The 19,418-nt window shown below is 70.4% G+C and carries 23 protein-coding genes; 17 read left to right on the forward strand and 6 right to left on the reverse strand.

Translation table 11 applies throughout. The features are described 5' to 3' along the window. Position 1: 1 nt before the first annotated feature. Positions 2–541, forward strand: a complete 540-nt coding sequence (locus HW566_RS10245; RefSeq protein WP_178012609.1) for a YaeQ family protein — start codon at positions 2–4, stop codon at positions 539–541. Here the strand turns inward: HW566_RS10245 and HW566_RS10250 are convergent. Continuing rightward, positions 526–1,332 (reverse strand): hypothetical protein, encoded by an 807-nt coding sequence (locus HW566_RS10250; protein WP_178012611.1) that lies wholly within the window; start codon positions 1,330–1,332, stop codon positions 526–528. The two genes, HW566_RS10245 and HW566_RS10250, sit on opposite strands and share 16 nt — an antisense overlap. A gap of 219 nt (positions 1,333–1,551) precedes the next feature. Between HW566_RS10250 and HW566_RS10255 the strand changes: the two genes are divergently transcribed. The 5 genes from HW566_RS10255 (at position 1,552) to HW566_RS10275 (ending at position 5,568) form a co-directional block, all read left to right on the forward strand. After that, positions 1,552–2,862 carry a hemolysin family protein gene (locus HW566_RS10255; protein ID WP_178012613.1) on the forward strand — a complete coding sequence of 437 codons (1,311 nt, stop codon included), beginning with the start codon at positions 1,552–1,554 and terminating at the stop codon, positions 2,860–2,862. A gap of 79 nt (positions 2,863–2,941) precedes the next feature. Continuing rightward, complete coding sequence (gene nhaA, locus HW566_RS10260) at positions 2,942–4,210, forward strand: Na+/H+ antiporter NhaA (RefSeq protein WP_178012615.1); 1,269 nt, start codon at positions 2,942–2,944, stop codon at positions 4,208–4,210. A gap of 98 nt (positions 4,211–4,308) precedes the next feature. Then, complete coding sequence (locus HW566_RS10265) at positions 4,309–4,869, forward strand: MarR family winged helix-turn-helix transcriptional regulator (protein ID WP_256728667.1); 561 nt, start codon at positions 4,309–4,311, stop codon at positions 4,867–4,869. 67 nt (positions 4,870–4,936) lie between these two features. Then, complete coding sequence (locus tag HW566_RS10270) at positions 4,937–5,188, forward strand: hypothetical protein (protein WP_178012617.1); 252 nt, start codon at positions 4,937–4,939, stop codon at positions 5,186–5,188. A 62-nt stretch (positions 5,189–5,250) separates the two neighbouring features. Then, on the forward strand, positions 5,251–5,568 hold the full coding sequence (locus tag HW566_RS10275) for a DUF7882 family protein (protein WP_178012619.1): 318 nt from the start codon (positions 5,251–5,253) through the stop codon (positions 5,566–5,568). Positions 5,569–5,571: 3 nt separating this feature from the next. On the opposite strand, the gene HW566_RS10280 is transcribed toward HW566_RS10275, so the two are convergent. Next, entirely contained in the window at positions 5,572–5,916 is a 345-nt protein-coding gene (locus HW566_RS10280) for a DUF7882 family protein (protein WP_178012620.1), read from the reverse strand. Positions 5,917–6,003: 87 nt separating this feature from the next. Between HW566_RS10280 and HW566_RS10285 the strand changes: the two genes are divergently transcribed. Genes HW566_RS10285 through HW566_RS10295 form a run of 3 tightly spaced genes read left to right on the forward strand, consistent with a single transcriptional unit; the run spans position 6,004 to position 7,498 of the window. Continuing rightward, positions 6,004–6,144 (forward strand): hypothetical protein, encoded by a 141-nt coding sequence (locus HW566_RS10285; RefSeq protein WP_178012622.1) that lies wholly within the window; start codon positions 6,004–6,006, stop codon positions 6,142–6,144. Between the two features lie 10 nt (positions 6,145–6,154). Further along, positions 6,155–7,012, forward strand: coding sequence for a transposase (locus HW566_RS10290; RefSeq protein WP_178012623.1), 858 nt, complete (start codon positions 6,155–6,157; stop codon positions 7,010–7,012). A gap of 9 nt (positions 7,013–7,021) precedes the next feature. After that, complete coding sequence (locus HW566_RS10295; protein ID WP_178012625.1) at positions 7,022–7,498, forward strand: glutaminase; 477 nt, start codon at positions 7,022–7,024, stop codon at positions 7,496–7,498. Positions 7,499–7,504: 6 nt separating this feature from the next. On the opposite strand, the gene HW566_RS10300 is transcribed toward HW566_RS10295, so the two are convergent. From HW566_RS10300 to HW566_RS10315, 4 genes are all read right to left on the reverse strand, one after another. Beyond that, positions 7,505–8,545, reverse strand: coding sequence for a YihY/virulence factor BrkB family protein (locus HW566_RS10300; protein WP_178012627.1), 1,041 nt, complete (start codon positions 8,543–8,545; stop codon positions 7,505–7,507). 130 nt (positions 8,546–8,675) lie between these two features. Then, positions 8,676–9,251, reverse strand: a complete 576-nt coding sequence (locus HW566_RS10305) for a DUF3618 domain-containing protein (protein ID WP_178012629.1) — start codon at positions 9,249–9,251, stop codon at positions 8,676–8,678. Next, positions 9,248–9,664: a phage holin family protein gene (locus tag HW566_RS10310; RefSeq protein ID WP_178012631.1), complete on the reverse strand. Its 417-nt coding sequence runs from the start codon at positions 9,662–9,664 to the stop codon at positions 9,248–9,250. The genes HW566_RS10305 and HW566_RS10310 overlap by 4 nt, the downstream gene beginning before the upstream one ends. Then, entirely contained in the window at positions 9,654–10,436 is a 783-nt protein-coding gene (locus HW566_RS10315) for a hypothetical protein (RefSeq protein ID WP_178012633.1), read from the reverse strand. Before HW566_RS10315 ends, HW566_RS10310 begins: the two co-directional genes overlap by 11 nt. Positions 10,437–10,682: 246 nt before the next feature. On the opposite strand from HW566_RS10315, the gene HW566_RS10320 reads away from it, so the two are divergent. The 8 genes from HW566_RS10320 (at position 10,683) to treY (ending at position 19,327) form a co-directional block, all read left to right on the forward strand. Next, positions 10,683–10,970 (forward strand): WXG100 family type VII secretion target, encoded by a 288-nt coding sequence (locus HW566_RS10320; protein WP_178011214.1) that lies wholly within the window; start codon positions 10,683–10,685, stop codon positions 10,968–10,970. Positions 10,971–11,046: 76 nt separating this feature from the next. Further along, complete coding sequence (locus HW566_RS10325) at positions 11,047–11,349, forward strand: hypothetical protein (protein ID WP_178012635.1); 303 nt, start codon at positions 11,047–11,049, stop codon at positions 11,347–11,349. Between the two features lie 25 nt (positions 11,350–11,374). Then, complete coding sequence (locus HW566_RS10330; protein WP_178012637.1) at positions 11,375–12,562, forward strand: hypothetical protein; 1,188 nt, start codon at positions 11,375–11,377, stop codon at positions 12,560–12,562. 102 nt (positions 12,563–12,664) lie between these two features. Continuing rightward, positions 12,665–13,222 (forward strand): hypothetical protein, encoded by a 558-nt coding sequence (locus HW566_RS10335; protein ID WP_178012639.1) that lies wholly within the window; start codon positions 12,665–12,667, stop codon positions 13,220–13,222. Beyond that, the gene (locus tag HW566_RS10340) at positions 13,219–13,848 is read left to right on the forward strand and encodes a hypothetical protein (protein WP_178012641.1); all 630 of its coding nucleotides are present in this window, start codon (positions 13,219–13,221) and stop codon (positions 13,846–13,848) included. The genes HW566_RS10335 and HW566_RS10340 overlap by 4 nt, the downstream gene beginning before the upstream one ends. After that, positions 13,845–14,639, forward strand: coding sequence for a hypothetical protein (locus tag HW566_RS10345; RefSeq protein ID WP_178012643.1), 795 nt, complete (start codon positions 13,845–13,847; stop codon positions 14,637–14,639). The genes HW566_RS10340 and HW566_RS10345 overlap by 4 nt, the downstream gene beginning before the upstream one ends. Before the next feature lie 93 nt (positions 14,640–14,732). Continuing rightward, a complete protein-coding gene (gene glgX / locus HW566_RS10350) occupies positions 14,733–16,949 on the forward strand; it encodes a glycogen debranching protein GlgX (protein ID WP_178012645.1) in 2,217 nt (738 codons plus the stop codon). Then, positions 16,946–19,327 (forward strand): malto-oligosyltrehalose synthase, encoded by a 2,382-nt coding sequence (treY, locus tag HW566_RS10355; protein ID WP_178012646.1) that lies wholly within the window; start codon positions 16,946–16,948, stop codon positions 19,325–19,327. Before glgX ends, treY begins: the two co-directional genes overlap by 4 nt. Positions 19,328–19,418 lie beyond the last annotated feature (91 nt).

Below are 19,418 nucleotides of genomic sequence, written 5' to 3' on the forward strand. Positions count from 1 at the left end.
CATGGCAGCCGGGGCGACGATGCACACGTTCGATGTGACCCTGGCCGACGTCGACCGCGGCGTGTACGAGTCGTTCGCCCTGCGCCTCGCGCGGCATCCGTCCGAGACGGACGCCTTCATGCTCACCCGCTTGCTCGCGTACTGCCTCGAGTACGAGGAGGGCATCGACGTCACCGAGGGCATCGCGGCCAAGGACGAGCCGGCCGTGCTCGTCCGCGACCTCACCGGCGCGATCCTCGCCTGGATCGAGGTGGGCGCCCCGGATGCCGCGCGCCTGCACCTCGGGAGCAAGCAGTCCGCGCGCGTCGCGGTGTACACCCATCGCAACCCGGGACCCGTCGCCGCGGCCTGGAGCGGCAAGAAGATCCACCGAGCCTCCGAGATCCCGCTGCACGGTTTCGAGCCGGGATTCATCGACGACCTCACCGGGGCGCTGGGCCGCCGCAACACCGTGACCGTGTCGATCACCGAGCGGCGCCTCTACGTCGAGCTCAACGGCACGACTGCGGCATCCGACGTCACGTCTCAGATGGCCGGCTGAGCGGGCGCGTTCGACACGAAGACATCGACACCGGTGTCGGTCAGCACGAACTGCAATGCGGATCCGTCGGGGAAGTGCTCTCGGAACTCGTCGGGGTACTCCCCGGTCACGACGAACGACAGCGAGGCGGGGAACGCCCCGGCCGAGCAGCCCTGACCGAACGACGACCACCCCGAGTTCGAGGCCGCCTCGGCCTGAGCACCGCTCATGAGAAGGATGCAGGCCTCGTCCGCATCGATCCACGGCACGGAGACCTGGTAGGTCTCGAGGCCGAAGAACGACTCGAACGTCCGCGCCTGATCGGCGCCGTAGTCGCGCAGGAACGGCGGCTGCTCGCCGCCGGTGGGCAGCAGCGTCGTCAGGTGCGTGACGGCGGCGTCCTCGGGCAGTGCCGTGGCCGTGAACGCCGTGCGCGCCGTCGCGAACAGGGTGACCCCGGCAGCGAGGACGGCCACCGCGACGAGCGAGCCCCCCCACATCAGCGCGGTGCGCAGGCCCCGAGCGCGCCTCGGCGGTGCCGCGTCGAAGCCGGCGGCGGTCGCCACCACGGCATCCTCGTCGGCGGCCGGGACATCGGCGGCCGCGTCGTGGGGCTCGGCGGCGACGGATACCGCCTCGACGGCGGGTGCGGCATCCGCCCGGGCCGCGGTCACGCGAGCCGGACGCTCGCGCCGTCGCGCCTCGAGCTCGCTCAAGCGGGCCAGGGCGGCCGGGTCGTCCGCGATGTCACCGCCGGGAGCGTAGGCCCGGGCGCGCAGTGCCCGCAGCTCGGCGTCCGCACCGTCGTCCATGTCTGAATCGTGACACATCCCGCACCCTCCGAGGGCGGTGGCGGGCGGGCTCGCGGCGCCTACCATGCCGGTCCGAGCGGCGTCCAATCCTCAGCGCACACCTAGCGGATGCCGCTACCGTGGGGCGATGACGCATCGAGCCGTTTCGGCCACCGACTCCCACAGTCCCAGCGCCCGGGTGACCCCGGGCGCGACCCGTCCCGAGAGCGGAGCCCGCCGATGAACGGCGACCTGCTCGTCAACATCGTCCTCGTCATCGTCTTCGTGCTCGTCGGCGGCGTCTTCGCGGCCACCGAGATGGCCCTCGTGACGCTCCGCGACAGTCAGGTCAATGCCCTCGCCCTGCGCGGCAAACGCGGCGCGAAGGTCGCGGCGCTGGCCCGGAATCCCAACACCTTCCTGTCGGCGGTGCAGATCGGCGTGACCGTCGCCGGATTCGCCTCCGCCGCCTACGGCGCCTCGTCGATCGCCCCGTCCCTGGCGCCTGTGCTGGTGTCGTGGGGTCTGGCCGAGACCGCGGCCATGACGGTCGCGACCATCGTGCTGACGCTGATCATCGCGTACCTGTCGCTCGTGCTCGGCGAGCTCGTGCCCAAGCGGCTGGCGATCCAGCGCAACGCGGCCTTCGCCTACGGTGTCGCGCCCGTGCTCAACGGCTTCGCGACCCTCATGCGCCCCGTGATCTGGCTGCTCTCGCTCTCGACGAACCTCCTCGTCCGGCTGCTCGGCGGCGATCCGAACAAGACCGGCGAGGAGCTCAGCGACGAAGAGCTGCGAGACATCGTCTCGAGCCACGAGGGACTGCCCGAGGATGAGCGTCGCATCCTCGACGACGTCCTGTCGCTGCGCGATCGTCAGCTCAGCGAGGTCATGCGACCCCGGCCGGAGGTGGTCTCTCTCCCCGGCCGCGAGACGGTCGGCGAGGCGGCGGCGCTCGTGCGAGACCTGCCCCACTCGCGCTACCCGATCATCGACCAGACGATCGACGACGTCGTGGGCTTCGTGCACGTGCGCGACCTCCTCGACGCGGCAGCCACCGACGACACGCAGGAGCTGGCGTCGATCGTCCGGCCGATCCGGTACTTCCCCTCGACGGCGCGGCTGCTGCCGACCCTGACCTCGATGCGCGCCGAGGGCAGCCAGATCGCCGTCGTCGTCGACGAGTACGGCGGCACCGACGGCATCGTGACGCTCGAGGACCTGGTCGAAGAGGTCGTCGGCGAGATCGTGGACGAATACGACACCGAGGCGATGCCGCATCCTCTGGCCGGAGAGGGCGGCCCCGTCGACGGGCGCCTCAACCTGCAGGACTTCGAGGAGGCCACCGGCATCTCCATCCCCCGGGGAACCTCCGACACCGTCGCCGGGTTCGTCATCGAGCAGCTCGGTCGCCTCGCGCGCGTCGGCGATCGCATCGAGGTCGACGGGGCCACGATCGAGGTGACACAGCTCGATCGTCGTCGGATCGCTCAGCTGCACGTCGCGCGCACCTCGACGGAGCCCGAGGCGGCGTCCTCGACCGACGGGTAAGCTGTCGGGCGGTGCGTCGGGAAGTCTGGTCGACAACGGCCTCCGGCGACCGCCGGGGGAAGACGAGAGGCTTCATCCCATGTACGACGCACTGCCCCGCCGTGCCCGCCTGCGCCGCTGGCTCTCGCGTGAGACCACCAGCGGTGCCCTGCTGCTCGCGGCAGCGGCGCTCGCGCTGATCTGGGCCAACTCCCCGTTCGCGCCCGCCTATGCGGCGCTGTCGGAATTCACCATCGGCCCCGAGGCGCTGCACCTCGATCTGTCGCTGTCGCATTGGGCGGCCGACGGCCTGCTGGCGCTGTTCTTCTTCGTGGTGGGCGTCGAGCTCAAGCACGAGTTCGTCGCCGGCAGTCTTCGCCGCCCCCGCGAGGCGGCCGTCCCGGTGCTCGCGGCGATCGGCGGCATGGCCGTCCCCGCGATCCTGTTCACCGTGGTCGTGCTGGCGTTCGGCGACACCGAGGCGGTGCGCGGGTGGGCGATCCCCACGGCGACCGACATCGCGTTCGCGCTCGCCGTCCTGGCGATCTTCGGCAAGGGCCTGCCGCCGGGCCTGCGGACGTTCCTGCTCACCCTCGCCGTCGTCGACGACCTGCTGGCCATCGTGGTCATCGCGGTCTTCTACACCGCGACGATCAACCTGATCGCGCTCGTGGCGGCGCTCGCCGGGGCAGCGCTGTTCGCCGTGGTGGTGCGGCAGCGCTGGGCGCGGTGGTGGGTGCTTCTGCCGATCGGGCTGGTGGTCTGGGGCTTCCTCCACGAGTCGGGTGTGCACGCGACGATCGCGGGCGTCCTGCTCGGGTTCGCGGTGCCCGCCCGCCCGCTCCGTGGCGAGTCGGTCGCGCGCACCGACACCTATGACGATCTCGTGCGACCGTTCTCGTCGGGCATCGCACTCCCGGTCTTCGCCTTCTTCGCGGCGGGCGTCACCGTGGTCGGCGCTGGCGACCCGCTGGCCGTCGTCGCCCAGCCGGTCGTGCTGGCCATCGTCCTCGGCCTGGTGGTCGGCAAGGCGGCCGGCGTCCTCGGGGTCACCCTGCTCGTGGTCAAGGCCACGCGCCTGCGGCTCCCCGCCGGGGTCGCGCCGCGCGACCTGCTGCCGATCGGCCTGCTCTGCGGCATCGGGTTCACCGTCTCGCTGCTGATCACCGGCCTCTCGTTCGACGACGGCGTGCACACCGACGGAGCCCGCTTCGCCGTGCTGCTGGGGACGCTGCTGTCGGCCGCGGGCGCGGCCGCGCTCCTGCGTCTCAGCGCGCGGCGGCAGCGTGATCCCGGCACCGGGACCGGCCCCGTCGCCGACGCGATCGACGGCGACGGCCCCGCGCTGGGCTACGGCGACGCGCGGTGATCCGGCCGGCGTGGACCGGGAGACCACGAATCCGAGCCGTCGTCAATGCCCCCGCGTGCCTGGTGCGCGCCCCCATCGTCGCGAATTATGATGCCCAGGTGCCCGACGCCTCGACGCCCACGCATTACTGGTACCCCTCGGGCTCGGATGACGCCGCGACCGCCCGCGAACGGGGTGTCGCGGTGCTGCAGGCCTTCCGCCTCTACCGAGCAGCCGAGGCGGCGATGCGCCGGCGCACCCGCGACTCCATGTCGATGGGTGAGAACGAGCTGCTCGTGCTCCGCTACCTCATCAAGGCCCAGGGCCAGGGGCGACTCGTCGGCCCCACCGAGCTGTCGCGCTACCTCGGCATCTCGACGGCGTCGACCACCGCGCTCATCGACCGGCTGCAGAAGTCGGGACACGTCGTGCGTCAGGCCCACCCGAGCGACCGTCGCAGCGTGCACGTCGTCGCCACGCCCAAGTCGGACGACGAGGTGCGGGCGACGCTCGGACGGATGCACGAACGAATGATCGCCGCGGTCGACGACATGACCGCCGATGAGGCGCGCGCCGTCATCGACTGCCTCGGGCGCCTGCAGCAGGCCGTCGACGAGGTGGACGCCCACGAGCCGGAGGCGGCCGTCGAGCGGCCGTCGACCGCCGGCGACGGCGAGTAACTCGACAACCGAGAAAGCCCGCAGATTGACATTCGTCAGCCCGGGTGGCGCGTGACAGCATGGGAACATGTGTTCTCATCCGGTGACCCCGACCGAGGACCGCTTCTCGATCGAAGGTCAGCTGGTCACCTCGTTCTCCGGCGTGGTCGCGCGGCTCGCAGCCGCCCACCCGGCGCTCGCCGTCGTCGACATCGAGCGGGTGGTGCTCCGCGAGTGGGAGGCCTTCAGCGCGGGCCGGCCGATCGTCGTCCCGGTCGGCGTCGAGGAGGGCGCCACCGAGATGCTCGGGGTCGACGCATCGGCGTCCCTCGACAGATAACGGTCGGGTGACGGCGCAACCCGTCGTTTTCTGGACCGCCGCGCGCGGGTTAGGCTCGCAGCGTGGGCCGATTCATCTACGACACGCTGGGGAACTCCGTCGAGATCGACGACCGAACCCTGGCGCATCTGCGCATCGTGATCATGAACAAGCTGCGCCGCTCCGAACCGTTCATGTTCGACATCGACCTGCCCCGCGGCGGTGAGCGCCGCAGCTACTGGATCCACCCCTCGGTTCCGTTGCAGTTCCACTTCTCGGGCAGCCGGCAGCCGCGGATCAACCGGCACTGGGTCGAGGAGCTCATGCAGGTCGCGAGCGGGCCAGCCGGACTGTCGCTCGTCCCCGAGCCAGCCGACGACGGCGCGCCCGAGGTCGGCTGAGTCTCAGGCGGACGCGTCGCTCCCCGGGTGACCGAGGGCGGCGGGATCGTCGAAGTGCTCGGCGATCACCATGATGCCGCCGGAGGAGTTCGCCGAGCTCGCCATCTCCTCGACCCATTCGCGACTGAGCGTGGTGGGCTCGGGGTCGTCGAAGACGAAGCGCAGCGGGATCGACGGGTGAAGCCAGATGGTGCTGCGGCCCGTGGGCTCACCGTCGGGGTGTCGCCACGACAGCGTGAAGCTCTCGCCGCGCCGGAGTTTGGTCGAGATGACCACCTTCAGATGCGCCAGCGTCCGGTCCTCGATGTGGATCGGCGCCGCGCCGTCTCCGTAGTAGATCGTGCCCACGGCGACAACATTAACGCCCGGAGGCGGATCAGTGGGGGCTTGTCAAGGTCTCGACGCCTCGCGGATGACGAGCGATATTGGTGGGCGATGAGCACCGTTCCCCGATCCGACGACGAGCCCGAGCGGCCGCACGAGTGGCTGCCTGAGGACGACCTGTTCGCCGACCTCCCGGCGTTCGACGTCATCGACGGCGAGCTGATGCCTCGCGGCCCTCGACGCGATCGGTGACCCAGGTCTCGTGGGCGATGGGGACGCGGGCGATCCCGACCGGGACGCGTTCGACCGGGCGGCCGCCGAGCTGCTGATCGTCCCGCCGTCCGGGTTCACGCGGGCCCGCAATGAGCGCGCGGCAGCGGAGTCGGGCGACCTGGGGCGGCGTATCCGAGCGCTGCGCAAGCCCACCGTCGCTGCGTGGGCGGTCAACCTGCTCAGCCACGACCACGCCTTCCGCGACGCCCTCGAACTGTCGGGTGCGCTGCGAGAGGCACAGGAGGATTTCGACGCGATCGAGCTGGCGCGGCTGGGACACCGGCGTCGGGCGCTCGTGTCGGCGCTCGCCGGTCGCGCTGCCGTGCTCGTCGAGCAGGCCGGCGTCGCGCTGGCCGCGGGCGCTCGCGACGAGGTGGAGCGCACCGTCAACGCGGCGATCGTCGATCCGGCCGCCGGCGCCGTCGTGGCGGCCGGGCGACTCGTCCGACCCCTCGACCCGGGCGCGTTGACTCCGGACGACCTGATGGAGCTCGTCGCCGGATCGTTGCCCGGCGCCCCGGACGACGTGGTCGCCGCGCGCGACGACCTGGCCGAGCGCCGTGCCCGCCGCGAGGCCGGCAGGCGGCGCCGGGAGGCCGAGAAGGCGGCCGCCGAGGCTCGACGCGTGCTCGGCCGGCGCGAGGCGGAGATCTCGTCCGCGCGGGAGCGCGCCGATCGGCTGCACGAGCGGGCCGAGGAGCTGCGACGTGACCTCGCCCGCGTGGCCGACGAGGCCGAGACCGCGGCTGCGGCGGTGGCTGCCCTCGAGCGCGGGGTGGGGGAGGCGCGCGATGCCGTGTCGGCCGCCGAGCGCAGGGTGCGAGCCGACGACGCCCCCGATCAATAGCATCGGGATATGGCTTCTTCTGCGGCGGCGCTCATCGACGACGCGCGGCGGCGACTAGCGGCGGCGCGAGCCCCGCGCGAGCGGCTCGGCGTGCGCCAGGAGGGTCGGCGCCTGCTCGGATTCGGCCGCGCGACCCGCATCCTGCCGGTCGGTGACGCTTGGCACGTGGGCGTGCTGCTCATCGCCGATGAGGAGGTCTTCGCCACGGGGGAGGTGCTGCGAGCGCGGGCGGAGGCCGTGCGCGGCTACACGGCCGAGTCGCAGCGTGCCCGATCCGAACGCGCGGCAGCGGCTTTCCGCGGCGGCTTCGCGGAGGGGGAGCCGGTGCATCTGGGTTGGTCGGCTGTCGACGTGGCACGAGTCGACGGCGGGGAGGTCTCCGGCCCGCTCGCGCGGGACGGAGACGTGGTCGCGGTGACCTTCGCGGCAGGCGCCCGCATGCCTCTCGCCGCGTACCTCGACGACCGGATCTCCCTGCAGTTCTGACTCCGGTCAGGAGTCCGAGCGGCCGCCGCTCAGACGCAGCCGTCGCGCCTCCGCGCGCTCCTCGGCCTCCTGCTTCGCCGTCTTCTCCATGCGTGCCGTGTCACGGGGTGGCAGCTGGATGCTGTCCTCCGCGGGCATCCCCGCCTGCAGCTCGCGACCCCGTTCGAGCTCGGCGTCGAACTCGGCACCGAACAGCAGGGCGAGGTTGGCGATCCACAGCCAGAGGAGGAACACGATGACCCCGGCGAACGAACCGTAGGTGCGCTCGTAGTTGGAGAAGTTCGCGACGTAGATGCCGAAACCTGCGGTCGCGATCGCGAGAACGGCGATCGCGATGAGCGCGCCCGCACTGATCCACCGGAACCTCGGCTGCTGGGCGTTCGGACCGAAGTAGTACAGCACGGCGACGAGCACGACGACGATCAGAGCGAGCACCGGCCACTTCGCGATCTGCCACACCAGGACGGCGGTGTCGCCGAGGCCGATGGCATCGCCGATCGCCTGCGCGACGGGCCCGGAGACCACGAGCAGGACGAGCGCGATGACCACCAGGATCACCGCGAGCACCGTCACCCCCAGCTGCTGCGGCTTGAGCTTGAGGAAGGGACGGCCTTCGTCGATCTCCCAGATGCGGTTCATCGCGCGACTGAAGGCGCCGACGTACCCGGAGGCCGACCACAACGCCAGCACGATGCCGGAGACGAGGGCGAAGCCGGCGGACGGCGAGCCGGCGAGCTCTTCGACGGGGCCTCGGAGCGTCTCCACCGTGGCACCGGGTGCGATCTGCCCCACGATGTCGAGGACGGCGTCCGCCGCCTGCTGACCCTGGCCGATCACGCCGAGGAGGGAGAACACCGCCAGCAGCCCCGGGAAGGCCGAGAGGACGGCGTAGTAGGTGAGGCCCGCCGCCAGATCGGGACTCTGGTCGCGGCCGAACTCGCGGAACGTGCGCTTGAGGACGTGTTTCCACGAGGGCTTCTCGACATCCGCGAGGGAGTCGGGCTTGGCCGGGTGCTCGGGGTCGCGTGCATCGGTGTGCGAGGACATGGAACTCTCCTGGGGAAGGTCGTGCCGGCGGGTGGAGGTCGGCCTCATCGTGACCGTGCACCGAGCCGGCGGCTGTCGGCCGCGGGCTCGGTGCACGGAGGGGGATCGCCGTGAGGCGGGTGAAGGTGCGTCAGCTGCCGCTGACGTTGTCGCGCGCCTCCTGGGTGCGATCCTTGACACTGTCGATGCCGTCCTGGGCGTCGCCCTTGACGGCGGAGACCGCCTCGGACGCGGTGTCCTTGACGGCGGAGGCGGCATCCTGCACCGGCTCCTTCAGATCCGAGCCGACCTGTTGGGCGACGCTCTTGGCCTCGTCGACCAGCGGCTGAGCCTGTTCCTTGACGTCGGCGGCGATCCTCTTCTCCGAGGATGACGCCGGGATCAGCGAGGCGACGAGCAGACCGCCCGCGAAGGCCATGAGCCCGACGGCGAGAGGGTTGCCTTCGGCCGTGGCGCCGACTTTGTGCGCCGCACTGGAGACGCCGCCCGAGACGGACGATCCAGCGCCGTGCAGTGAGGATCCAGCGTCGTCGGCCGCGCCCATGACGCGCTCGCGCACTGAGCCGAATGCTCCCTTGATCTTGTCGGTCTGACGGTGCGCGATCTTCGAAGGGGTCACCTTGTCGACGAGAGCGTCGGTGTCCTGGCTCAGTTCGCGACGCTTGCGCTCGATGTCGGCACGGATCGCTTCCGGTGAATCGGTCATCGGTTCTCCTCATTTCTCTTGAGTGCGTCGGGGATCTTCCCCAGGGTCTCCGCCGTTTGCGGTGCGCCTTGGACCTTCTTGAGCTGGCCGCGTCCGAGCACGAACAGCACGGCGGCGATCACGCCCCACAGCACGGCGACGATGACGCCGGACCAGCCGCGTCCCACCAGCTCGCCGAGTGCCCACCACAACGCGAGCGACAGGAAGAAGATGGCCATGAGTGCGGCGTATCCCGCGCCGCCGAGCATGCCGGCGCCCTTGCCGGCGCGGGCGCCGGACTCCTTCAACTCGGCCTTGGCGAGGTTGATCTCCTGACGCATCAGTTCGGAGAGATCGCGGGTCACCTCGCCCAGAAGGTCTCCGAGCGACGTGTTCGCGGCCTGCTGCTCGGAGGGGGTGGCGTCATCGGTCATCGCGGGTGTCTCCGATGCCCTCGGTGTACGGCTCGTCGCGAGACAGGCCCCGCGAGCTGTCGTACAGCGGGGTGGACTCGGCGGCGACGTCCGATGTCGTGACGGCCGGTGTCGCCGGGGAGCCGATCGGCTGATCCAGCGGGGCGCCGACCGGGGCGGGCGAGGGGGCCGACGGCGCAGCGGGAACCCCGCCGGCGGGCACCGGGGTTCCGACGCCGGTCGGGCGCGCGTCGCTGTCGGTGGTCGCGTCGTGCTCCTCCTTGGCGCTCTCGGTGAGAGCGCGCGTGAGGCGCCCCGCGACCACACCGGCGATCAGCGCGCCGGCGATGAAGACGCCCGGTCGGCGCCGCGCGAAGGTCTTCACCTCGTGCACGAGCGACCCGGGGTCTCGCTGCGCCAGCCAGTCCGAGGCTCCGCTCACGCGAGTGGACGCTTGACGGACGAGGTCGGTCGCGACGCCCGGGTTCTCTGATCCGTGCGCGAGCGAGTTCAACTCTTCGCCGATCGAGCGCAGTCCTTCCGCCACCCGCTGCTGCTGGGCCGCGGCCTGGTCGGTCAGCTCCTGCTTGGTCTGCGAATACACCTGCTTGGCCTGCGACTTCGCCTCGCCGACGACCCCCGCCGCCTCGTGCTTCGCCGTCTCGACGACGTGGCCGGCCTCGGCCTGTGCGGCATCCTTGACGCCGGTTGCCTCCTGCTTGGCCTTCCCGGTCGTGTCGGACGCTGATCCTGCCTGCGAGCCGTACGTCGGCTCACCGTGGTTCTGCGACATCGGTTCTCCTCTCGGTTCCGCTCTGCCTTCGCGGGGTGCCGATGTTCCGCCCCCTCGCATACGTCCGGCTCCGGGGTTGACGGCGGGTCCCCGCTGTGGAATGCGTGCGCGGGGTGGATCCCCTCGATCGCCGCCGATGTCGGAGGTGGGGAGTTCTCCCCATCGACCCGATGCTGCTCGGGTCGGTAGGTTCTTCAGTGTCAGCTCCGGAGGGGAGCTGGTTTATCTGACTTGAGGAGGGCCGTCATGGCTGATTTCGGTGCGTCTTATGGCGAGATGGAGCAGGTTGCGAACTCGCTGTCGCAGGCTCGTGATGACATTCAGGGGCAGCTGGACACCCTGAAGTCGCAGGTCGACACGCTGCTGGGTGATGACTTCAAGACGCAGCACGCGTCGGGCAAGTTCGGTGAGGGGTACTCCGAGCTGACGACGGGTCTGAAGAACGCGGTCGACGGCATCAACGACATGTCCGACTCGCTGCTGGGCATGATGCGCGCGATCCAGGACCTCGACCAGCAGCTCGCCGGCGGCTGATCCAGGGAGGGCGCGGCGGACACGGTATCCGCCGCGCTCCGTCCATCGTGCAATCTGAACCCTGGGGAGGGGAATCGTGGGTAACGGGGTCAAGGTCAACTACAGCGAGCTGGAGCCGCTGACGGCAGCTCTCGACGACATCATCGAGGAGTTCGATCGTGCAGGCGCACGTCGCGACGCGCTTCGTGACGGCGTCGCGCGTCCCTACGGGATGAGCGACCTGTACGACGCGGCCGACAACTTCGAAGGCCGGTGGGACGACCGCCGCAAGCGGTTGATGGGCAATTGCCAGAAAGTGCGCGATCACGCCCAGACCGTGATCGACGGCTTCCAGGAGTTCGACAGCGAGGCGTCCGCCTCCTTCGAAGAAGCATCGTGAGGGAGACCGCAGAATGAGTATGTCCATGCCCTCATCGCCCCGGGGGCGAGAGATCGACTACCTCGACGGCAACCCCGCCGACGTGGTGAACCGCGGCTCGGAGCTGACCTCGCTCGCAGCCGCCATGGCCAGCTCGGCCGACCTCCTCGACCGACTCGCGACCGACGGGTCCGACATGGAGGGCGACGCGATCGACAAGCTCCGCGAGCTGTCGGAAGAGGTCTATTCCGAGCTCCGACGTGCCGCGAACCTCTATCAGGCTGTCGGCCCCCACATCTCGGCCTATGGCACTCAGCTCGAGGCCTCGCAGCCGCGGATCCGCGTGATCGTGGACGAGCTCGCCGAGCTGTGGACCGCCTACACGCAGGCGCAGCAGGCCGCCGACCAGGCCGCGTGGTCGTCGCCGTCGTACCCGACGGGCGACGACGCCGACGACCCCGTGCTTCGGCAGCAGGCCGAGGACGAGTACGAGAGCGACCGGGATGCGGCCGCGGCGTCGGCGACGAACGCGCGGGGGGACTGGGACGCGCGAGCCGCCGACTACGACCTCGAGTACGACACCTGGTACGGCGCCTTCTCGTCCGCGGCGGCCGGCATCCGTGAAGACACGAGCAACTCCATCGAGGACAGCTGGGACGACGACTTCCGCGGCTTCCTCGAGACGGCCTCGGCCGTCCTCGCCGTGGCGGGCATGGTGTTGGCGGTTCTCGCCATCGTCGTCGGTGGGCCGATCATCGCGCTCATCGGAACGATCGTCGCCGTGGCTGCCCTCGTCGTGACCATCGCGCAGATGGCCTATGGCGACGCCGACGGCTGGGACCTGGCCTTCGCCGTCATCGGCGTCATCCCCTTCGGCTCCATCGTCGGGAAGTTCTCCGGAGCGGCCGGCGAGAGCATGTCGTTCGCGCAGGACTTCGCGCGGTGGACCGGCCGCGGTTCGGCCAGCGTCAGCGACTGGGCGGCGGGCATGAACGCCTTCCACGGGATGACCTTCGTCGAGGGCGCGGGCAACTTCGCCTCGCAGCTGTTCAGCGGCAAGACCGTCGATGAGTGGTCTCGTGTGCCGGGCACCGCGATCGGCGCCGTCGACACCCTCGTGAGCACCTCCCACGCCCAGTACTCCCTGGTCTCAGACGTCATCGGCTGGGCGAGCGGATCGAACGCGGCCACGGTCGGCGAGGCGTTCGACTGGAATCACCGTCTATGGTCGTGATGCGCGAGTTCACGATCGCCGATGATGACTTTCCAGGGAGCTGATGTGGCGGGTTTGCGATCCGAGATCCTCGGCGAGGCCGAAACCGGCCGGCGATTCCGGATGATGCTGCCCCCGGGGTGGGAGGCGCACGACCTGAGCGATCGTTCCCGAGACGCATTGCTCGATCGAGCCGGAGCGCGGCTCGCGCGGCAGCACCGTCCCGATCTGTTCGCCTCGCTCAGCGGGCAGGTCGAACGGGCCGTGAGCGCGATGCGCTCGCAGCAGGCGGTCGCCCTCGCCTTCGCGGGAGATGATTCGCCGACGTGGTCTCTGGGCGCGGCGAGCCTGGTGGCCGCCGTCCGCGTGGGCACGCCGCAGGTGCCGCTCGACGACATCGTGAGAAGCGCGATCAGCCGCGGCGGCGTCGCGATCGACGACGAGTTCAGGATCGTGCGCTGGACCGAGCGGCGACCGGTCTCGATGGAGGACGTCGACCTCGACACGACGATGGTGAACTACCTCATCCCCGTGCCGGGGACCAACCGCGGCAAAGCCGTGCAGTGGACTCTGACCATTCCTCACGAACGCGATCGAGCCGGGGACGACCCGCGACTCGAGAAGTGGGTGGAGCTCATGGATGCGCACGTCGCCACCTTCCAATGGGATGCCGAGAGATGAACGTCCGATATCGCTACGACACCAACCGGGTCATCCCCATTCCGTCGGGGATGGACGACGACGACACGGGCCGCGCCTGGGCGCGGACAGCTGCTGTCGAGTACGCCGCGCACATCAGGGACGAGATCGCGCTGGATGAGGCAGCGGTCTCTCGGATCGAGAACTTGGCCGCCGATCTCGTTCGGGCTTCGCGAGACGGCCGGTCGGCCGCGCTGTTCTTCCTGCCCGAGCCACAGATCGCCGCGCCCTTCACCGTCATGTACTCGCCGGACCGGCCGAGTCGAGACGAGCAGGAGGACTTCCTGTGGCCACGATCGTGCCTGTTGCGCCCCGTCCACGAGATGATCTCGGCTGAGGGGCTGGGGGCAGGCTCGTCCGTCGCGCTCGTGCAGCGCGTGCAGGAGCGGACGTTCGCGGAGCGGCGGTGGCTGTTCCTCGGAGAGCGGGGGGCGGTCGCGGTCACCCTCGGTCCTGTTCCGGTTCCGATCCTGTCGATCGTCGACCCGCTGACCGAGACGATCATCGACACGCTCGCGGTCGACGAGTACGTCCCGGAAGCCCGGGGGGACGGCGCGAGGCAGATCGCCGACGCCTTCGAGCGCGACGAGGAAAGATGGGTGGTATGAGCGCACGCCCCCTCGAACCGCTGGTCGATGATGCCCCCACCTGGGATGCGGTGCTCTGGTGGCGCCTGGAGCTGCGGTCCCTGGATGACGCGCCGTACACCCAGCGAGCGGTCGCCGTCCTCGGCCCGAAGGCCGCGTGGGAGAAGGAGTACGGGCGGGCATCGGCGGGCGGTTGTCTGCAGACCCTTCTCTACGTCCTCTCCATCGCGGCGCCCACCGTCGGCGCGGGCTCGATGCTCCTGTGGGCGTTGCGCGCCGAGGGCGGCCAGATGCCGCTGGAGCTGGCGGGCGTCGCGTCGCTGGTGAGCGTGGCGATCACCGTCGTCACCGAATCGATCCACCGCAATCGACCGCGGGCCACCGCGATGGCAGCGGTGCGCAGGCTCTATCTCGCGCACATCGTGCCGGGGCTGATCACCCTCGGCATCGCTGTCTCGGGGTCGCTCAGCGACCCGGATTCCGGCGCGCCCCTCTGGTGGCTGGCGCCGGTCCTTGCGGACATCGCTCTGTACGCGGGCCTGTGGGTGCGTCGGGCCACGGTGAAGACCGGCCCGCGGAATCCGATCGAGAACGTCGAGCAGACCGTGAGCGAGCTCGCACCAGAGGTGCGCGACCACGTCCTCGCGGGCCGGAACGCCGCGGTGGATCGGCTTCTGGAGCAGGGCAAGATCGACGCCGAGACCGCGTCGCGTGCCAAGCTGAGCGCCCTCGGCATGATGTCGCTGACCGTGGCGCGCGAGGAGCGCTCGTCGTACTACCCCGAGGAGCACGAGGGCATCGACCCTCGGTGACCCGGGAACGAGCCCCCCGCGGGAGCTTGTCAAGTCCACCGGGCCAGGTGGTCCGCCCTGAGTAGTGTGAGCCTCACAAACAGGGGAGATCACATGCAGGTTTGGCCGGGTTCCGCGTATCCGTTGGGCGCCACCTTCGACGGCAACGGGACGAACTTCGCGCTGTTCAGCGAGGGCGCCGAGAAGGTGGAGCTGTGCCTGTTCGACGAGGACGGCACCGAGACGTGTGTCGACCTGCGCGACGTCGACGCATACGTCTGGCACGCCTACCTTCCCAACGTGCAGCCGGGGCAGCGCTACGGTTACCGCGTCCACGGGCCGAACGACCCGGCGTCGGGCAAGCGCTTCAACCCGAGCAAGCTGCTGCTCGACCCGTATGCGAAGGCCGTCGAGGGTCAGATCGACTGGGGTCAGCCCGTGTTCGGGTACGACTTCGGTGACCCCGACTCGTTCAACGAGGAGGACTCCGCGGCCCACATGATGAAGGGCGTCGTCATCAACCCCTTCTTCGACTGGGCGGGCGACCGGCTTCCGAAGATCCCCTACGCCGAGAGCGTCATCTACGAGGCCCACGTGAAGGGCCTCACGCAGCTGCATCCCGACATCCCCGAGGACATCCGCGGTTCGTACGCGGGTATCGCTCACCCGGCGGTCATCGAGCACCTCAAGAAGATCGGCGTCACCGCGCTCGAGCTCATGCCGGTGCACCAGTTCGTCAACGACTCCACACTGCAGGAGAAGGGTCTTTCGAACTACTGGGGCTACAACACCATCGCGTTCTTCGCCCCGCAGAACACCTACTCCTCGACCGACGGCCACGGCCAGCAGGTGCAGGAGTTCAAGGCCATGGTCAAGGCCCTGCACGCGGCGGGCATCGAGGTCATCCTCGACGTGGTCTACAACCACACCGCGGAGGGCAATCACATGGGCCCGACGTTGTCGATGCGCGGCATCGACAACGAGGCCTACTACCGCCTCGAAGACGACGACAAGCGCTACTACACCGACTACACCGGCACCGGCAACAGTCTCAACGTCGGCAATCCCCACGCGCTGCAGCTCATCATGGACTCGCTGCGATACTGGGTCACCGAGATGCACGTCGACGGCTTCCGCTTCGACCTCGCCGCCACCCTCGCCCGCGAGTTCTACGACGTCGACCGCCTGTCGGCGTTCTTCGAGCTCGTGCAGCAGGACCCGATCGTCTCGCAGGTCAAGCTGATCGCCGAGCCGTGGGACATCGGCCCCGGCGGCTACCAGGTGGGCAACTTCCCGCCGCAGTGGACGGAGTGGAACGGCAAGTACCGCGACACCGTCCGCGACTTCTGGCGGGGCGAGGCCTCGACGCTCGGTGAGTTCGCCTCGCGTCTGACCGGCTCGGCCGACCTGTACGAGCACGACGGCCGGTGGCCGGTGGCATCCATCAACTTCGTCACGGCTCACGATGGCTTCACCCTGCGCGACCTGGTGTCGTACAACGAGAAGCACAACGACGCCAACGGCGAGGACGGCAACGACGGCGAGTCGCACAACCGCTCCTACAACATGGGCGTCGAGGGGCCCACAGACGACCCCGAGGTGCTGACGATGCGCGGTCGGCAGCAGCGCAACTTCCTCGCGACGCTGCTGCTGAGCCAGGGCGTTCCGATGATCTGCCACGGAGACGAACTCGGTCGCACGCAGCAGGGCAACAACAACGGCTACGCGCAGGACAATGAGCTGACCTGGATCCACTGGGACCAGGTCGACCAGCCGCTCATCGAGTTCACCGCGGCTCTTGCTCGCCTGCGCCGGCTGCACCCCACGTTCCGCCGCAGCCGATTCTTCGACGGCCGACCGGTGCGTCGGGAGGAGGGCGCCCCGCTGCCCGACATCGTGTGGCTGCGGCCGGACGGCAGCGCGATGCAGCCCGAGGACTGGGATTCCGGCTTCGGCCGCGCCGTCGCGGTGTTCCTCAACGGCGACGGCATCCGCGAGCGCGATCGTCGTGGCGAGGACATCTCGGACGACCACTTCTTCGTCCTGTTCAACGCGGGCGACGAGCAGGTCGACTTCGCCGTGCCCTCCGATGACTACAGCGACCGCTGGGAGGTCCTCATCGACACCAGCGGCGAGCTCGTCGGCTCGGAGCCGCTCGAGGGCGGCAAGTCGATCGGCGTCCGACCGAAGTCGCTCGTCGTTCTCGGCGAGTACGTCGAGCCCGAGCCGGAGGTCGATCACTCGGTCGCGGCGTCGCTCGCAGCCGGCTACACCTCGCCGATCGACATCGTCAGCGCCGAGGCCCCCACCCCGGAGGTGCCCGGACGATGACGACCCCGGTCTCGACGTATCGGCTGCAGATCCGGCCGGGCTTCGATCTCGACGCGGCGGCCGGGCTGACCGACTACCTTCGCGAACTCGGGGTCGACTGGGCGTATCTCTCGCCGCTGCTCGCGGCGGCCGAGGGGTCGGACCACGGTTACGACGTCGTCGACCCGACGAAGGTCGATCCGCGGCGCGGCGGGCCCGAGGCGCTCGCGCGCTTCGCGGCCGCCGCCCGTGACGCCGGTCTCGGCGTGCTCGTCGACATCGTCCCGAACCACCAGGGGGTCGCCGTACCCGCGGAGAACCCCTGGTGGTGGGACGTGCTGCTCCGCGGCCGCGACTCGGTGCACGCTGCGGCGTTCGACATCGACTGGGACCACGGCGGCGGCAAGCTGAGCCTCCCGATCCTGGGCGCCCCGCTGCGGGACGCCGTCGCCGCGGGTGAGATCGAGGTCTCGCCAGCGCGCGGCGACGAGGCGCACGGGGCCACGGGCGTGGCGCGCTATTACGACCACGTGCTGCCGCTGGCCGACGGGACCGCCCCGGCGGCGGCGACGACCGACCCGGCCACGGTGGACGCCGTGCTCGCCGCGCAGCATTGGCGTGCCGGCTTCTGGCGTGACGATGCCACCGAGCTCAACTACCGCCGGTTCTTCGCGGTGACCACCCTCGCCGGTGTGCGCGTGGAGCTGCCGGAGGTGTTCGAGGCCAGTCACGCCGAGATCCTCCGCTGGCTGCGCGAGGGCCTCGTCGACGGTCTGCGGATCGACCACCCCGACGGCCTCGCCGACCCGGGCGGCTATCTCGATCAGCTGGCGCAGGCGACCGGCGGCGTGTACGTCGTGGTCGAGAAGATCCTCGAGCACGCCGCCACCGACCACCCCGAGCAGCTGCCCGCATGGTGGGCGACGGCCGGGACGACCGGGTACGACGCGATGGCCGAGCTCGACCGGGTGCTCATCGATCCGGCCGGCGAGAGCGCGCTCGACGAGCTCGACGCGGCACTGCGCCCCGACGGCGCCGACGCGGGATACGACGACGTGGTGCGCGTGGCCAAACGCGCGGTCGCCGACACGATCCAGGCCGCCGAGGTCGGTCGTCTGGTGCGGAGCCTCCCCGCGGACGTGCGCGAAGAGCTCGGAGACGACCTCGCCCGCGACGCGTTCGCCGAGCTGCTCACGAGCTTCTCGGTCTACCGGGTCTACCCGCCGGCCGGCAGTGAGCTGGTGGCCGAGGCCGTGGCCGCGGCATCCGCTGCGCGTCCCGACCTGGCCGAGGCGGTCGCCGTCCTCGCCCCGCTGGTGACCTCGGGTGACACCGAGCTCAGCCGCCGGTTCGGGCAGACCACCGGCCCCGTGATGGCCAAGGGCGTCGAGGACACCGCGTTCTATCGCTACCCGCGCCTCGGGACGCTCACCGAGGTGGGCGGCGACCCCGGCGTGTTCGCGCTCGACGTGGCCGGCTACCACCGTGCACAGGCGCAGCGGCAGGCCTCCTGGCCGCACGCTCTGACCTCGCTCAGCACGCACGACACCAAGCGCAGCGAGGATGTGCGCGCGCGCCTCTCGGTGCTCGCCGAGATGCCGCAGCGCTGGACCGAGACGCTCGACCGCCTGCGCGCCGTCGCCTCGACCGGCGACGGCCGCTTCGACGACCTCCTGTGGCAGGCGATCGTCGGCGCCTGGCCGGCGGCCGACGCGCGTCTGCACGACTACGCCGAGAAGGCCGCTCGCGAGGGCGGGATCGTCACGTCGTGGTCGGACCCCGACGAGAACGGGGAGGCGCGCGTGCACGCGCTGGTCGACGCGGCCGACGGAGCTGCGCGCGAGATCGTCGAGGGGCTCGTCGCCGAGGTCACCGCCCCCGGGCGCTCGAACTCGCTGTCGATGAAGCTGCTGCAGCTCACCGCACCCGGCGTGCCCGACGTCTATCAGGGGACCGAGCTCTGGGACCTCTCGCTCGTCGACCCCGACAACCGCCGCGACGTCGACTTCGCCGAGCGACGCGAGCTGCTGGCGCGGCTCGACGCCGGCTGGCATCCCGAGGTCGACGACTCCGGAGCCGCGAAGCTGCTCGTCGTCTCGCGTGCGCTGCGACTGCGGCGAGATCGCCCCGAGCTCTTCACCCGCTACGCCCCGCTGCCGGTCATCGGGCCGGCCGGCGACCACGCCGTCGCCTTCGATCGCGGCGGCTCCGTCACGGTCGCCACGCGGCTGCCCGTGGGCCTCGCCGCCCGCGGCGGGTGGGCCGACACCGTCGTGCTCGTCCCGCCGGGACGTCACATCGACCAGCTGACGGGCCGGGCATGGGAGGGCGGGGCGGTGCGTCTGGCCGACCTCCTCGACACCTACCCGGTGGCACTGCTGGCGCGACAGGAGTCCTGAGCGTCCGTCCCGCCCGAGGACCGCCGTCGGTGCACCTCGGGCGGGCGCTTGTTTACGCACTGTGAAGGACGGTTTGGTGCCGACGGGGTCC

The sequence above is a fragment of the Microbacterium oleivorans genome (assembly GCF_013389665.1).
Taxonomy (GTDB): Bacteria; Actinomycetota; Actinomycetes; order Actinomycetales; family Microbacteriaceae; genus Microbacterium; species Microbacterium oleivorans_C.

What these genes read in the sequence shown, in the direction of transcription:
- HW566_RS10245 (WP_178012609.1), top strand. Translation starts at nt 2, where the DNA reads ATGGCAGCCGGGGCGACGATGCACACGTTCGATGTGACCCTGGCCGAC.
- HW566_RS10250 (WP_178012611.1), bottom strand. Translation starts at nt 1,332, where the DNA reads ATGGACGACGGTGCGGACGCCGAGCTGCGGGCACTGCGCGCCCGGGCC.
- HW566_RS10255 (WP_178012613.1), top strand. Translation starts at nt 1,552, where the DNA reads ATGAACGGCGACCTGCTCGTCAACATCGTCCTCGTCATCGTCTTCGTG.
- nhaA (WP_178012615.1), top strand. Translation starts at nt 2,942, where the DNA reads ATGTACGACGCACTGCCCCGCCGTGCCCGCCTGCGCCGCTGGCTCTCG.
- HW566_RS10270 (WP_178012617.1), top strand. Translation starts at nt 4,937, where the DNA reads ATGTGTTCTCATCCGGTGACCCCGACCGAGGACCGCTTCTCGATCGAA.
- HW566_RS10285 (WP_178012622.1), top strand. Translation starts at nt 6,004, where the DNA reads ATGAGCACCGTTCCCCGATCCGACGACGAGCCCGAGCGGCCGCACGAG.
- HW566_RS10295 (WP_178012625.1), top strand. Translation starts at nt 7,022, where the DNA reads ATGGCTTCTTCTGCGGCGGCGCTCATCGACGACGCGCGGCGGCGACTA.
- HW566_RS10300 (WP_178012627.1), bottom strand. Translation starts at nt 8,545, where the DNA reads ATGTCCTCGCACACCGATGCACGCGACCCCGAGCACCCGGCCAAGCCC.
- HW566_RS10305 (WP_178012629.1), bottom strand. Translation starts at nt 9,251, where the DNA reads ATGACCGATTCACCGGAAGCGATCCGTGCCGACATCGAGCGCAAGCGT.
- HW566_RS10310 (WP_178012631.1), bottom strand. Translation starts at nt 9,664, where the DNA reads ATGACCGATGACGCCACCCCCTCCGAGCAGCAGGCCGCGAACACGTCG.
- HW566_RS10315 (WP_178012633.1), bottom strand. Translation starts at nt 10,436, where the DNA reads ATGTCGCAGAACCACGGTGAGCCGACGTACGGCTCGCAGGCAGGATCA.
- HW566_RS10320 (WP_178011214.1), top strand. Translation starts at nt 10,683, where the DNA reads ATGGCTGATTTCGGTGCGTCTTATGGCGAGATGGAGCAGGTTGCGAAC.
- HW566_RS10330 (WP_178012637.1), top strand. Translation starts at nt 11,375, where the DNA reads ATGCCCTCATCGCCCCGGGGGCGAGAGATCGACTACCTCGACGGCAAC.
- HW566_RS10335 (WP_178012639.1), top strand. Translation starts at nt 12,665, where the DNA reads ATGATGCTGCCCCCGGGGTGGGAGGCGCACGACCTGAGCGATCGTTCC.
- HW566_RS10340 (WP_178012641.1), top strand. Translation starts at nt 13,219, where the DNA reads ATGAACGTCCGATATCGCTACGACACCAACCGGGTCATCCCCATTCCG.
- HW566_RS10345 (WP_178012643.1), top strand. Translation starts at nt 13,845, where the DNA reads ATGAGCGCACGCCCCCTCGAACCGCTGGTCGATGATGCCCCCACCTGG.
- glgX (WP_178012645.1), top strand. Translation starts at nt 14,733, where the DNA reads ATGCAGGTTTGGCCGGGTTCCGCGTATCCGTTGGGCGCCACCTTCGAC.
- treY (WP_178012646.1), top strand. Translation starts at nt 16,946, where the DNA reads ATGACGACCCCGGTCTCGACGTATCGGCTGCAGATCCGGCCGGGCTTC.